Annotated in this window: 13 protein-coding genes; 9 read left to right on the top strand and 4 right to left on the bottom strand. The window is 37.1% G+C overall.

Annotation, left to right across the window (positions count from 1 at the left end; all coding sequences use genetic code 11):
• Positions 1-322: 322 nt before the first annotated feature.
• From MUN87_RS09005 to MUN87_RS08965, 9 genes are read left to right on the top strand one after another with little or no spacing between them, the layout of a single operon-like run.
• Entirely contained in the window at positions 323-1,318 is a 996-nt protein-coding gene (locus tag MUN87_RS09005) for a LacI family DNA-binding transcriptional regulator (RefSeq protein ID WP_244747430.1), read from the top strand.
• A gap of 13 nt (positions 1,319-1,331) precedes the next feature.
• Complete coding sequence (rbsK, locus tag MUN87_RS09000; protein WP_244747428.1) at positions 1,332-2,240, top strand: ribokinase; 909 nt, start codon at positions 1,332-1,334, stop codon at positions 2,238-2,240.
• Between the two features lie 31 nt (positions 2,241-2,271).
• Positions 2,272-3,780 carry a sugar ABC transporter ATP-binding protein gene (locus tag MUN87_RS08995; protein WP_244747427.1) on the top strand — a complete coding sequence of 503 codons (1,509 nt, stop codon included), beginning with the start codon at positions 2,272-2,274 and terminating at the stop codon, positions 3,778-3,780.
• Complete coding sequence (locus tag MUN87_RS08990) at positions 3,777-4,739, top strand: ABC transporter permease (RefSeq protein WP_244747425.1); 963 nt, start codon at positions 3,777-3,779, stop codon at positions 4,737-4,739. The genes MUN87_RS08995 and MUN87_RS08990 overlap by 4 nt, the downstream gene beginning before the upstream one ends.
• Positions 4,736-5,689, top strand: coding sequence for an ABC transporter permease (locus tag MUN87_RS08985; RefSeq protein WP_244747423.1), 954 nt, complete (start codon positions 4,736-4,738; stop codon positions 5,687-5,689). The genes MUN87_RS08990 and MUN87_RS08985 overlap by 4 nt, the downstream gene beginning before the upstream one ends.
• A 17-nt stretch (positions 5,690-5,706) precedes the next feature.
• Positions 5,707-6,735 carry an autoinducer 2 ABC transporter substrate-binding protein gene (locus MUN87_RS08980; RefSeq protein WP_244747422.1) on the top strand — a complete coding sequence of 343 codons (1,029 nt, stop codon included), beginning with the start codon at positions 5,707-5,709 and terminating at the stop codon, positions 6,733-6,735.
• A gap of 30 nt (positions 6,736-6,765) precedes the next feature.
• Positions 6,766-7,281: an ureidoglycolate lyase gene (locus MUN87_RS08975; protein ID WP_244747420.1), complete on the top strand. Its 516-nt coding sequence runs from the start codon at positions 6,766-6,768 to the stop codon at positions 7,279-7,281.
• A 9-nt stretch (positions 7,282-7,290) separates the two neighbouring features.
• The gene (locus MUN87_RS08970) at positions 7,291-8,622 is read left to right on the top strand and encodes an ArgE/DapE family deacylase (RefSeq protein ID WP_244747419.1); all 1,332 of its coding nucleotides are present in this window, start codon (positions 7,291-7,293) and stop codon (positions 8,620-8,622) included.
• A 6-nt stretch (positions 8,623-8,628) separates the two neighbouring features.
• Positions 8,629-9,366 carry a glutamine amidotransferase gene (locus tag MUN87_RS08965; protein WP_255840646.1) on the top strand — a complete coding sequence of 246 codons (738 nt, stop codon included), beginning with the start codon at positions 8,629-8,631 and terminating at the stop codon, positions 9,364-9,366.
• Positions 9,367-9,514: 148 nt separating this feature from the next.
• Here the strand turns inward: MUN87_RS08965 and MUN87_RS08960 are convergent, their stop codons facing one another.
• From MUN87_RS08960 to MUN87_RS08945, 4 genes are all read right to left on the bottom strand, one after another.
• Positions 9,515-11,419: a beta-glucoside-specific PTS transporter subunit IIABC gene (locus MUN87_RS08960; RefSeq protein WP_244747417.1), complete on the bottom strand. Its 1,905-nt coding sequence runs from the start codon at positions 11,417-11,419 to the stop codon at positions 9,515-9,517.
• Between the two features lie 303 nt (positions 11,420-11,722).
• Entirely contained in the window at positions 11,723-12,706 is a 984-nt protein-coding gene (locus tag MUN87_RS08955) for a Gfo/Idh/MocA family protein (RefSeq protein ID WP_244747416.1), read from the bottom strand.
• A gap of 24 nt (positions 12,707-12,730) precedes the next feature.
• Complete coding sequence (locus tag MUN87_RS08950) at positions 12,731-13,747, bottom strand: Gfo/Idh/MocA family oxidoreductase (protein WP_244747414.1); 1,017 nt, start codon at positions 13,745-13,747, stop codon at positions 12,731-12,733.
• A 182-nt stretch (positions 13,748-13,929) separates the two neighbouring features.
• The gene (locus tag MUN87_RS08945; RefSeq protein WP_244747412.1) at positions 13,930-14,709 is read right to left on the bottom strand and encodes a MurR/RpiR family transcriptional regulator; all 780 of its coding nucleotides are present in this window, start codon (positions 14,707-14,709) and stop codon (positions 13,930-13,932) included.
• Positions 14,710-14,864: the final 155 nt, after the last annotated feature.

The raw sequence follows: 14,864 nt of genomic DNA, 5'->3' as shown, positions 1-14,864 counted from the left end.
AATAGTGTTATGTTGCACTTTCGCGCTATTGGATAAGACCATGCCATTAAACAAATGGATCCTGTGCATTCATAGGAATATTAAAAAGTTGGTAAGAAAAAATAACAAGATGAGAGATTCGTTGATTTAGTACGTATATGATAGACATCATAGAGAAGGAGGATTGAAAAATAAAAGCTTGCTACATTTTTATATGCTTTTTTACTGATATGAGTGATGTGTAACGGGTTACACAATAATAGTTATAATGAAATATAACTATACAAACCTTTACGTGTGAGAACATTTTTTTCAATGTGTAACCCGTTACAGATAGAAAGAGGTGAGTCCAACAACTATTCGAGAAGTTGCTAAATATGCCAATGTATCAGAAGCTACAGTTTCACGGGTCATTAATAAAAAAGGGTATGTCAGTCAAGAAACACTTAAACAAGTGGAAGATGCTATTAAACATTTAAACTATAAACCTAATGAAGTAGCAAGAATGCTATATAAAAAAAAGTCTAACACCATCGCTCTGTTGATTCCTGATATCACCAACCCATTTTTCCCGGAGTTAGCAAAGGCAATCGAAGAAGTTGCCAAAAAGAAAGGATATGTAGTTGTCCTTTGCAATACGAAATCAGATCCTGAAATTGAAAAAAAATATGTGACAGAACTGACTAGTAAATATATTGATGGATTAATAATTATGAATCAAAGTTGTGAGGATACAGTGTATCAGAATCTCCCCTTTTCAACTGTTTTTTTAGATAGAGTAGATAAAAATAAATCTTCTTATATCGCTGTTCAAAATCAAGAAGGAGGAAAGCTGGCAACGGAGCATCTGATATCTTTAGGGTGTAAAAGCATTCTCCATCTTTCTGGCCCAAGTAATATTATCACCGCTGTAGAAAGAGCAGAGGGCTACCAAACTGCCATGAAACAGCATGGATTATTAATTGAAACAAAAGAGTGTAAGTATGAAGCAGACTATGCTTATCAAATGAGTCAGGCTATTTTTAAAGATGGTAATCGATTTGATGCGGTTTTTGCTGGGAATGACTTAATAGCAGCGGGTGTATTGAGAGCGGCGAAAGAAATCGGAATCAACGTTCCAAATGATTTACAAATAATTGGATATGATGACATTGACCTTTGTAAATATACGACACCTCAATTAACTACGATACAACAGCCTATCTATTTAATGGGAGAAAAAGCGGCAGAATTATTGATCGAAAAAATTGAAGGAGTATATGATGTCCGAGACAGTAACTATTTATTACCAGTTACTTTAATGGCAAGAGGTTCAACAAAACCTTTAGATAGTATTTAAGGAGAGACATGAATTGAAGCTTGCACGTACAAAACCTAATGTAATCATCGTTGGAAGTATTAACATGGATTTTGTAGTCACTGCAGAAAAGTGGCCAAGTCCAGGTGAAACAATGGTTGCAAGAAAATTTGATATTTTTCCTGGAGGTAAAGGGGCTAATCAAGCTGTCGCATCTGCTCGTGCATGCGCGAATGTTACCTTTATAGGTGCTGTTGGTTCAGATAATTTAGGTAGAGAAGCTATCAAGCATTTAAAATCACAAGAAATTAACACAGAGAATATCCTTGTGAAAGACAACGCAACTACCGGTAAAGCGATTGTTACGGTTGTTAATGGCGAAAACTCTATATTAATTAATGAAGGAGCAAACGGAAGATTAACCGTTAAAGATATTGTGGGACTTTCTCATTTGATTGCAGAGGCAGATATTGTATTAATGCAAAATGAAATCCCCAACCTTGTTCAAGAACAAGTAGTCGATATCTGTCAACTACATTGTATTCCAGTAGTATACAATCCAGCTCCTGCTAGGAAGCTTACCAGACATTTTCTTGAGAACATAACCTATCTAACACCAAACGAGCACGAATACAAGACGATCTTCTCAACTGATGAACCATTAATAAGAGATTTTCATTCAAAAGTAATTCAAACAAAGGGAGCAAATGGTATTGAGTATTGGCAAAACCACTCACTCCAAAAGATGGCAGGAATAAAGGTAGATACGGTCGATACAACGGGAGCAGGAGACACATTTAACGGTGTACTAACCGTGGAACTTGCAAGAGGAGCCACCATACATGATGCTATTGAAACGGCGAATATTGCTGCATCGATTTCAGTTCAAAAAAATGGAGCACAGCAAGGGATGCCTACTCAAAGTGAGATCTCCAAAGCGAGAAAACAACTAGAAATTTTCTAAGAAGATCCGTCATAAGAAAGGAAGTGATGACATGGAAAGTATTTTAAAAATGGAAGGAATTGATAAATTATTTCCTGGTGTGAAGGCACTATCCAGTGTGGACTTGGAACTGTTTAAAGGAGAAGTTCATGCCTTAATGGGAGAGAATGGTGCGGGAAAATCAACGCTTATGAAGATATTGTCTGGCGTATACACTCAGACAAAAGGTACTTTCTCTATTAAAGGAGAAGAGATTCGCATTAAATCTCCTAGTGATGCTGCGAGAGCAGGAATTTCCATGATTCATCAGGAGTTCAACTTATTTCCGAATTTATCGGTAGCTGAGAATATCTTTATGGACCGTCCATCTATAACTGGAACTTTAGGTGTTATCAATTGGAAACAGATGAATGAGAAAGCACAAGCATTAATTGATTCATTAGGGGCTTCTATTGATGTTCGAGAGAAGGTACAGAACCTGAGTGTTCAAAGCCAGCAAGTGGTAGAAATTGCTAAGGCGATCTCATTCGATGCTGAAATATTGATTATGGACGAACCATCTGCAGCATTACCAGAAAATGAAGTGAGGAACATGCTGGAAGTAGTGATGCGTCTAAAAGAACAAGGAGTTGCTATTGTTTACGTCTCACACCGGATGCCTGAAGTGTTTGAAATAGCAGATCGCGTGACTGTATTACGAGACGGGAAAAAAATAGCTACGAAACGAACGAAAGAAACAACGCAAGATCAAATAATAAATATGATGGTAGGAAGAGAAGTAGCGGAACTGTACCCTAATAAAACCAAAATTCGAAGTGAAGAAGTAGTTCTCGATGTACAGGAAATGACTTTGGGACCAAATCAAAAAGTGAACTTCCAAGTACGAAAAGGAGAAATTGTAGGACTTTTTGGATTAATGGGAGCTGGTACACACAATGTAGCAGAGCGTCTTTTTGGATTGAAGAAAGGGAAAGGAACCATCATGATAAATGGAAAGAAAGCAAACATTAAGAGTCCTAAGCAAGCAAAAAAACAGAAAATCGGATACGTTCCTCCTGACCGGCACAGACATGGTTTAATTAAGGAAATGACAGTCAAACATAATCTAACTCTAACCATATTAGATCAATTAACAGAATATTCAAAATTAAACAGAGAAAAGGAACAAGAGTTGATTACAGATTATATACAGGATTTTAATATTAAAACACCTAGTTCCAAACAGGTAGTGAATCTATTAAGTGGCGGAAATCAGCAAAAGATTGTTTTATCCAAATGGCTCGCAACCAACCCTGATATTTTGATTTTGGAAGAGCCGACCAGAGGGGTAGATGTGGGAGCAAAAGCAGAGATTTATGCTTTAATACAGAAGTTAGCGGATGATGGAATGGCTATTTTATTTATCTCTACTGAAATGCCTGAAGTAATTGGGATGAGTGACAGAATCCTTGTTATGCGCAAAGGAGAAATGATTAGACAGTACAATTACAGAGAAGTGGAGCAAAATGAGTTATTATCTGTTGCTTCGAGCATAGAACAAGATGAGGTGAAAGTGATATGAGAAAGATATTCAATTTGCATGAAACACCTATCATCCTTTTTACGATAATTGTAGCTTTTGTCTTTTCTATGCTTTCGCCATTGTTTCTGCAAGCATCAAATATTGAGACGATCTTATTACAAATCACCATTACTGGCATTGTTGCGATAGGCATGACGATGGTTATTCTCTTAGGAGGTATGGATCTTTCCGTAGGGGCAGTATTAGCGCTTGTATCTACGATAGTAGGTCTTCTTGTGAATGCTGGATTTAATGTTTGGATTGCCGCCCTTATTGGTATTCTGGCAGGCATTCTATGCGGAGTAATAAACGGGTTAATTATAACCTTATTGAATATACCAGATATTATTACGACGTTGGCGACAATGTACATTTTCAGGGGAATTGCGGTATATCTAAGTGGTGGAGTGTGGATCACTAATTTTCCAGTCGCATTTTCCTTTTTCGGACAAGGTACTCTACTAGGTCTGCCATTTCCGGTAATTGTACTAGTTGTTCTAGCCATCACGTTTGGTTTTGTTCTCAAGTTCACGCGTTTTGGTAGAAGAATATATGCTATTGGTGGTAATAAGCATGCCGCAAAATTATCAGGGATGGCGATGAAACGTGCTAAATTATATGTTTATTTGTACAGTGGTATGCTTAGCGGTTTCGCAGCAATTATATATGCTTCCAATGTAGGCAGTATTCAAGCTTCTACAGCAGCATTAAACATATCTTTCGACGTGATCGCGGCAGCCCTAATTGGAGGAGCCAGTATCTTCGGTGGTGTTGGTACTATATTGGGCTCTATGTTTGGTGTTTTACTATTAGGTATTATTCAGAATGGAGTCATTGTCAGTCAATTCTCTCCATATTGGGTAGATGCGATTACAGGCCTGCTTATCGTAGTCGCCATTATTATCAATTCTGTTAAACGGTGGAAAGACAGCTTGAAACTGGAGGGGAAACTTAAATGATAACAGCACTTAGACAGAAAACTAATATATTATCCTCTTTAGTCAGTAATCAGATTTTTATATTAGTCGTTCTTTTATTTGTACTATGTGCCTTTTTCAATACGCAGTCACCTTATTTTTTAACACAGGGAAATGTATTTAATATATCGACGCAAATTGTTGAGATAGGTTTAATTGCGATCCCGATGACCTATGTAATAATTTCTGGGAATATGGACCTGTCAGTGGGATCTATTATGGGGTTATCTGCAGTTGCTTTAGGTATGTTTCATAATATGGCAGGGTTAAATATTTGGCTTAGCGTGCTCCTTGCTCTATTAGTAGGTTTACTGTGTGGAACTTTTAATGCTTTTCTGATATCGAAATTAAAAATGCAGGCGATAGTGGTTACAATCGGCAGTATGGTAATGCTAAGAGGCGTTATCTACGTGTTAACGGAAGGAAGGCCAATTAGTGGTTACCCGAGCGAATTCTATTTTTTGGGACAGGGCCAATTATTAGGAGTACCTTTTAATACGCTCATACTAGTTGGATTCTTCTTACTTGCTTATTACATTATTCGTTTCACACGCTTTGGTCGCTATACTTATGGATTAGGTAATAACGAAGATGCTGTTTATTATTCTGGTATCAATCAAACCAACGTTCGGTTTACTATTCTAACCATCAATGGGCTTTTTGCAGGTTTAGCTGGAGTATTTCTAGTATCCAGGCTGGCTACAGCTGAAGCAACCACTGGAAATGGTATTGAATTATCCGTTATTACAGCTGTATTAATTGGTGGAACCCATATATTTGGTGGCAGAGGCAGTTTAGGAGGAACGATGATCGGAGTCTTGATCATAGGAGTATTAAATAATGGTCTGAATTTAATGGGGGTTTCTAGTTTATTTCAGATGGTTATATTAGGTTTATTTATTTTAATTGCTGTAAGTAGACAAAAATCATAATAATTGGAGGATTTATCATGAAAAAATTAGTGACATGTCTGACTTTATTGTTTGTATTGGTATTAGCTGCTTGTGGATCAAATGACGAGGCTCAAGGATCTGCTGAAGGGGAAATGGAAGTGAATGAAGAAATGAATTCCTTCTTTATCAATCCAAAATCGATAGGACCAGCGTATTTTACAGCTGCTGAACAAGGTGCTGAACAAGCTGCTGAAGATTTAGGGGTGCAGGTTATATTCAATGCTCCAACAGAGACAAGCTCTTCGGATCAGATTAATATGATACAAGATATGATGGTAAGAGAAGTAGATGGAATTGGTATCTCTCCTAATGATGGGGAAGCTGTAGTACCGGTCATAAGTGACGCGATAGAACAAGATATTCCCGTCGTAACGTGGGATAGTGACGCACCTAACTCTGAGCGTGCTTTCTATGTAACACCTTCTACTGATTCTGATTTAGGAGAAGCATTTGCTGAGGAAATCGCTCAACAAATGGAAGGGGAAGGGCAAGTAGCATTTATGGTGGCAGGTTTAGGATCAACGAATCAAATTGACAGAGTCGACGCTGCAGAAGCATATTTAGAAGAAAATTACCCGGAAATAGAGATTGTAACAGTTGTAGCAAGCGATGATGATCAACAAAAATCTTATGACAATGCACAAAATCTATTAAACACGTATCCAGATTTAGCTGGGATTGTTGGTTTCGCTGGTGGTGAACCACCTGCAGCTGCTCAAGCAGTAACTCAAGCGATTGAAAGTGGACGTATGGAAGCAGGTGACATTGCGATTACTGGTTTTGCTGTACCAAGTCTTGTTAAAGGATATATTGAGGATGGTATTATTGAAAAAATCATTACATGGGATCCAGCTGTTCTAGGATATACTTCTGTTTATGTGTTGAATGAAATGGCTAATGGCAACAGCATTCCGGAAGGCGAATTAACAATAGAGAATATTGGTAGTGTTTATGTAGAGGGACAAAACATTTTTAGTGGAACGATTGACTTAACCATTGATAATGTAAATGATTTTGATTTCTAATAAGTAGAATAAACAGTTAGGAGAAAAAGCATGAAATCTGTAGAAATTGTTCCTTTAACAAAGAAAATATTCGAACCGTATGGCCGCTCTTTCGAAATTCCATCCTCTCCTCCATCCAAGAGGGGAGAGGGATGGGATTGCTGGAGCTATGTGGCAAATATGAATGCTTCCACCAACGTCGGCGTGGGCATTGTGAAAACTTTAAAAAGACCTTTGATTGTAGATGAAATGGAGAGACATGTAAGTCGGGAAGAGATTCTGGTACCACTTTATGCTCCTATTATCCAACCTGTAGGGTTGTTTAAAGATAATAGTGATCCAGAGGAAAAGCCTGAAATTACAAGCGTTAAATGTTTTTTAATAGAACCAGGACAAGGCATTATTCTTTCTAAAGGTATTTGGCACAGTCCAGCTTATGCGTTAGAAAAAGATACGGATTATCTGTTTTTCATAGAAAATAAAAAGGATCTATTTGGCGATGAATTAGTGAATCCGTGGGTCAAGTTCGATCAAAACGAAAAACTAGAAATGTTTCTTAAGAAATGAGGTTATAAGATGGAAAAAAAAGCACAAGTATTAAAATGGATTGATGACAATCAAGCGGAAATTATCAGGACACTTATGGATTTAATTGAAATTCCCAGTGTAAACCCTTGGTTTGATGAACCAAAAGAATTGACAAATGAAAAAGGTGTTCAAACATATATATCAAAAAAAATGGAAGAGTTAGGTGCGGATGTTGAACAATGGGAGCCAAATGCTGATGCTTTAAAAAAATATGAAGGAAAGGCCGGATATTACCCTGGAAGGGACTTCACGGATCGCCCCAATTTAGCTGCTACTTTTAAAGGTAGAGGGGAAGGCAATTCTATGCTTCTTTTTGGACATATAGATGTTGTGAAGGAGGGTTCCAATTGGATTCAAAAACCCTTTGAACCTAAAATCATCGATAATAGATTATATGGACGTGGCGCAGTAGATATGAAAGGTGGAGTGGCATCCATGCTATCTGCTGTACAAGCTCTGAAAGCTTCTAATGTGGAGTTGGATGGCGATATTATTGTTGGTACAGTGGTTGATGAGGAAGCAGGAGGTATGGGAGCACTGGATTTTATTGACCACGGGTACCGAGCCGATGGTTGTATTTTAACAGAACCAACTTCCTTAAAGATTGCCCCGTTATGCAGGGGGATTTTATGGGGGAAATTAACGATTGAAGGCAGAGCAGGTCATATTGAAATGCCAAAAGCTAGCTGGCAGGATGGTGGAGCAGTAGATGCTATAGAGAAGGCAAAATTCATTATGAAAGAAATAGATGAATTGAATAAGAAGTGGGCGGAAGAGAAAAATCATCCGTTACTTCCTATACCATGTCAAATAAATATATCTCAAATTAAAGGTGGAGAATATCCAACATCGTATGCAAATAAAGTAGAGCTTCATTTTAATGCACAATATTTACCGTCTGAACGTGATGAGAATTTAGTAGGGGGAAGAGTGAAAAACGAAATACTCTCTTTCATTAATGAAATTAGTAAGAAAGATGCTTGGCTGGAAGAAAATCCGGTGCATGTGGAGTGGCAAGTGGACGCAGATTGTGCAGAAACGGATAGTGATGATCCATTTGTTAAGCAATGTGCATCTTCATTGGAACAGATTGGCCAACCTCCTGTCATAGAGGGGCTTTGTTTCCATACCGACATGGGATGGCCGGTAAATGTAGGAATTCCTACTGTTAATTTTGGACCAGGTGATCCTCGAATGGCCCATCATAGCGATGAATTTGTGTCAGTAGAAGAAGTGATAGAAGCAACTAAGATGATAGCTGTTTCTTTAATAGATTGGTGTAATGGACAAAAAAATTACTCTCATGAAGATAGGAGATGATGAAGAGTGAAGTTATTATTTATTGGAGAATCATGGGTTATTCATATGATTCATACAAAAGGTTATGACAGCTTTACTTCGACAAAATATGAAGAAGGTGCCACTCATTTACTTCAAACATTAAATGACAATGGAATTGATGTGACATATATGCCTGCTCACGAAGTACAAGTTCGCTTTCCGAGAAGTATAGAAGATCTTAGAATATATGACGCGATTGTTATTAGTGACATTGGTGCGAACACATTTTTACTTCAGAATCCTACTTTTTATAATATGGAAAAAGTCCCGAATAGCTTAGAGTTGATTAAGCAATTTGTTTCTGAAGGTGGAGGCTTCCTGATGATAGGTGGATACCTTTCATTTATGGGAATTGAAGGGAAGGCAAATTATAAAAATTCACCTCTCGCAGAAATACTTCCTGTGGTAATGGAAGATGGAGATGATCGAGTAGAAGTACCTCAAGGAATTAATCCAAATGTTGTAAGTAATCATGGATTATTAAAAGAATTAGGAGAATGGTCGTCATTTTTGGGATATAATAAATTGACAGCCAAAAGTAATACAGATACACTGATGGAGATTAATGAGGACCCATTTCTAGTATTAGGATCTTATCACAAAGGAAAAACGGCTGCTTTTGCAAGTGACTGTGCACCACATTGGGGCTCCTTAGAGTTTGTAGAGTGGGAGAACTACTCTGTATTCTGGAGCGAGCTTATTAAGAGTTTGCAAAAAGATTAAATAACTGCAATAAAATTGCCCCCTCATTTTTGTGAATGAGGGGGTGTTGTTAAATCCAGCAGCCATTCTAAGAAAAAAGCAAGTTCGCATCATTGCTTTATCACAAACTTATCTTGATAAATAACGTATATGCAATTTTTCAGGATAACTATTCCCCAACAGTTAATAAGATATCTTTTTGATTGATTGTTGATTCAACCGTTAATTCTAACTTTTTATATTGGTCATGATTTGTAATGATAATAGGTGTTACTATTTCATAACCTGCTGCCTGAATTTTATCGATATCAAATTCCAGAAGTAATTCACCTGCCTGTATTTTATCTCCCTGTTCTACATGATTAATGAAATGTTCTCCATTCAGTTGCACTGTATCGATTCCTACATGAATTAAAATCTCCACGCCTTCCTCGGATGTAATTCCGATTGCATGTTTGGATGAAATTAATGTGGTGATAACCCCATTAACAGGAGATACAATTTTCCCTTCACTTGGCATGATGGCCACACCTTTTCCCATAGCTTCTGAAGCAAATACTGGATCAGAAACATCTTGTAGAGCAATGATCTTGCCATTTAAAGGACTAGCAATTATTTCTTCTTTACTCATACTGTTATCAACCATTTCTTCTGTTTGTCCCGTTTCTTCAATCGGCGTGTTATCTTGATTTACTCCTCCGAAGAAATAGGTTAGAACAAAGCCTAATACCGTTGCGACGATCACGGCAATAACATAGCCCCAGAATTCACTGTTAAACCCTTCGGTTGGACTAATATAGGTGGGAAATGAGAAAATTCCTAGTCCGCCGAATACATAAAGTTTGGAAGCAAAGAAACCTGTGATACCACCACCTGCAGCACCGCCAATGCAACTAATAATAAATGGTTTTTTCTTAGGTAGGGTAATACCATAAATTGCTGGTTCTACGATGCCGAAGACAGCCGAAATGAACGCTGGGATACTAAGTGCTTTTATTTGTTGATTTTTTGTTTTTATCATGATCGCCAAAACAGTACCTGCTGTAGCAAGTAAAGAGGCCATAGCAGTTGCTAATACAGGATCATAACCTAAAGTTGACAGGTTATTGAACGCAATAGGCACAATTCCCCAATGCAGACCAAATATGATGAGCACTTGCCAAAGAGCACCAATAAAGATTCCTGCAATAATGGGACTCAAGTCAAATAGCCAACTCGTTCCTCCTCCTAGTAATGAGCTTAACCAGGTAGCGATAGGCCCGATAACAATGAAAGTTGCTGGCACAATCAATAATAACGTAAACGTCGGTACTAAAAATGTTTTCACAACACTTGGAATGTATCTCGAGAGAAATGCCTCTACTTTCGCTGCAAAAAATGTAGCAATAATTATCGGAATAACGGTTGTTGAATAAGTCATTAAAATCACCGGAATCCCTAAGAATGTCATATTTACCGGTGATTCGATGACGGTTCCAGTAAATATTGAATATAATGGATCTCCTTCCGTCAATGTAACGATTGAAGGGTACAACAGCGCACTGGCAATGGCCATGCCGATAAATGGTGTACCTCCAAATTTTTTCATGGAAGTGTATCCTAAGAAAACAGGTAAAAAGTAGAATAGAGCATCTCCTGTTGCATTAAGAATATGATAGGTTCCTGACTCATCGCTTAACCAACCACTTGAAGTGAAAAGCGCTGTAAACCCTTTAATCATACCTGAAGCAACTAATATACTTAGAATAGGTGTAAAAATTCCTGCCACTATATCAATAAAGCGATTAAGAGCATTACCTTCTGGTTTCTCTTCTTTGCTTTCCTCTGTAAATCCTCCTGCTGCTGCAAGTTCTTTATATACTTCTGGTACGTGATTGCCGATAACTACTTGATATTGTCCACCGCTTTGCATGACGGTGACGACACCATCCAGCATTTTAAGTTTTTCTGTTTGGGCTTTTGATTCATCTTTCAATTTAAATCGGAGTCGGGTGATACAATGAATAACACTGTTTACATTTTCGCGTCCACCGACCAGATTTAATATCTCTTCTGCTAACTGCTGATAGCGCATATTTTCACTCCTTATGGTGCAAATTTTGATATGGTAATAACCTTGGTATTCGCTTTATCTTCCTATATGATTTTATCCGTAAATAAACCGGTTTCATTATGTGATGAAAAAGCGTTAACTTATATACAAGGAGATGAGTAGTTAACGCTTTTGTCACGGCGTTAATCGTCCGTAATACTCCCACTTCAAGATTTAAGAGATATTAAACGGACGATAACTTCCTGATACGTTTCGCTAGTAATCTGTGGGAATCAAAACCCCCACTGATTGAAGTCCCACTTTACCTTTAGTTTCTTTTTTTCATTAACAATTATCAGCAGGGAAGACAATATTTGCTGTTTTTCTCGCTGTCTCATACACTTCCATCACAGAGTGTGAGTAGTCTAATAATTCATGACAACGGTCGAAGTCTTTATTATCAAAAATATCTTTAAATACAAGAAGTTCATAATACAAAGTGTTCGCTGTCGTTTGATTATTCAGCTGAGACGATTGGTCATCAACATGTAAGATGACATTTTGGCATCCATTCGCACCATTTTCCACATGAATGTAACCATTTTCCCCTTGAATAAGGACAAAATTCATACTTTTTGTATCCTTGGCTCCTGCGCATTCTGCAATAAAGTCAGGGTATTCCATTAGCAGGATACCTGATGTATCGATCCCATTTGGATGTTTATTAGCTGTATAGTTGACTGATAAAGGTGCCCCAAATAAGTTTAGTACAAAATGCAGGTTATATATGTTGATGTCTGCTAACGCTCCTCCAGAAAATTCAGGGTTAAACACGTTGGGTAAATCTCCATTTAGTAATGCACCATATTTGCTGGAATATTGGCTATAATTACATTGGACTAACTTTAGCTTACCTAATTTGTTTACGTGTTCTTTAATCAATTGATAATTTGGTAAATGAATATTGGTGATTCCTTCAAATAGCATTCGTTCATTTGTTTTAGCTAATTCCTTCAATCTTTTCGTTTCACGTGCTGTAGATGTGAAAGGTTTCTCACAAATAACATGCTTTCCATTCTCTAATGCCTGATACGCATGCTCATAATGAAAACTATTGGGAGAGGCAACATAGACAAAATCTATAGTTGGGTCCATAAATAATTGTTTGATATCTGTATAGATTGTTTCTACATGGTGTTTCTCAGCTAATGGTCTAGCAGTTTCCTCTTTGCGAGAATACATTGCTACACATTCTATCCCATCTATTTTATTGATGGCTGATAAAAATACATCTACTATTAATCCAGTTCCTATCGTTCCTATCTTCATCTTTCTCCTCCGTTCATAGGATCTTTATTTTGTATTCTTTGCAACAGCAAGTCCATTTTCGAGTACATGTAAAACGGTAACCACTTCTTCATCTTTAACGGGTTTTTCACCATTATTGTTAATGGCCTGATATAGCTTTTCGTATAGAATGCCATAATCCGTTATCTCTGAAGGTACTCTTTCCTCATATTCCTTCCCTTTCTCATCAATATAGGATATGGAACCCCAATTACTTTCCGGTTCTACTTCAAAATTTACCTGTGTTGGTCCGTCTGGGTTCTTTTTTTGGTGTCCGCTGCTATATTTAATAAAACTGCCTTTATCTCCATGAACTGTAAATTTCGGGTGCTCCAGTTTTACTGCGATACTGCTTTTTACTGTTACTTTGGTTCTTCCAAAGTAGAAGTCAATATCGATATAATCATCTGATTCTCCCGGATAAAAAGCACTTCTTACGTCATAGTGAATATCATCTGGTTTGCCGTAGACGGAAATGATTTGATCAATCGTATGCACAGCAAGTCCATATAAAAATCCATAGTTTCCTTTCTTTGCGAATTGTGGCATGAAGTAATCATAATGGGATTGGATTTCGATAATATTTCCTAATTTTCCACTTTCCAGTACTTTTTTAAGTGTAAGAAAATCACCGTCAAACCTTCTGTTTTGGTTCGCCATTGCAATAAGTCCTTTAGATTTTGCCAAATCAAATACTTGATTTGCTTCTTCAATTGTTGGCGCAAAAGGTTTTTCGACAAGGACATGCTTGCTATTTTCTAATGCACGTGTTGCATATTCAACATGGCTATCTACATGTGTACAGATCACAACCAAGTCTATATCGGTATCATGCAAAATGTCGTCTAAATTGGTAGTGAATCGAATAGAGGGATACCAGTTCTCGTGTTCTGTACCTTCTTTAACTCGATCTTCTTCTCTGCGAAAAATGTATTTGACATTAATTGTTTCTCTTCTTTCCAAATAAGGTAAGTGATAATTAAGAACAGCGTTTCCGTAGCCAATTATTGCAATATTCATCATTTAGCATCTCTCCTTTAGACTATCTAACAGGGTCATCATAGCATGCATATTTGAGGGATTAAATAGGTATTAATAGCTTTGGTTAACGTTTTCATTTTTAGTGAAATAAATAAACCCATTTGTGAAATTGAATTTCACAAATGGGTTTATTTTGCATGTTGGTTCATCCATTTTCACTCAAATTATTTGTTTAAAAGACCTAAATATAGGACGTCAAAAATATATTGAGTCGTGATTATATTGGTAAGTTTTACTAAATGCGCGATTTTATTATTATAATAGCTTTGAATATTTTTATCAGCTATCCTTGCTAAGTCATTGTCCTGAGAACCAGTAATAGAGATAACTTTTTGGTTTGTCGGTTTTATTTTTTTTGCTATGTCGATAATGGCGTTGTTTGTACCAGTATGGGAGATGACAAATGAAACGGTCGTCTGATTATCTCTCGCATTATTTAATAAATGATAGTTCACACTGTTATGCGACATAGCATGCACACCTATTTCATTCCACTTCGCACAAACTTGCTGGGCGATGTAATAGTTCGCATCCACCCCATAAATATCAATTCGATGTGCATCCCGTAACCAATCAATGATCTCCGTCAGTTCTGAAATGTTAAAGTGTTTTCGAGTCTCTATTACAGCTTCTTCATAGATATAAGGGAGGGAATCAATTTTGCTTTGAAGTTCATTTTTGTCCTGATCATCCTCACTTTTTATTTTATTTGTTAAGTCAGATTCTTTATATTCAAGGGCAAACTGAAGTTGGAAATCGGGAAATCCTTTTGTCCCCAATTTCTTGCATAATCTAACGATTGTGGGTGAACTGGTATAGGTTAATTTTGCTAATTCACTAGCAGTCAGCTTAAAAACTGTTTCAGGGTTATGAAGTATATATTCCACTATGTGTATTTCCTGATTGGTAAGATCTTTCATATACTTCATCTTGTTTATTAGCATCTCTTATACTCCTTTTATAAAGAATAATGTCTCCATTGCGGATCAGTCCGTTTTATTAATTTTAACCTAATATTCTAATTATAGAAAGTGACGGTATGTACCCGTACCGTGCCAAAAAACCCTTTTTCGCTAACGAAATGCTTTATACTCCATTA

This window comes from Gracilibacillus salinarum, assembly GCF_022919575.1.
Lineage (GTDB): Bacteria > Bacillota > Bacilli > Bacillales > Amphibacillaceae > Gracilibacillus > Gracilibacillus salinarum.
This window is presented reverse-complemented; position numbering and strand designations above follow the sequence as displayed.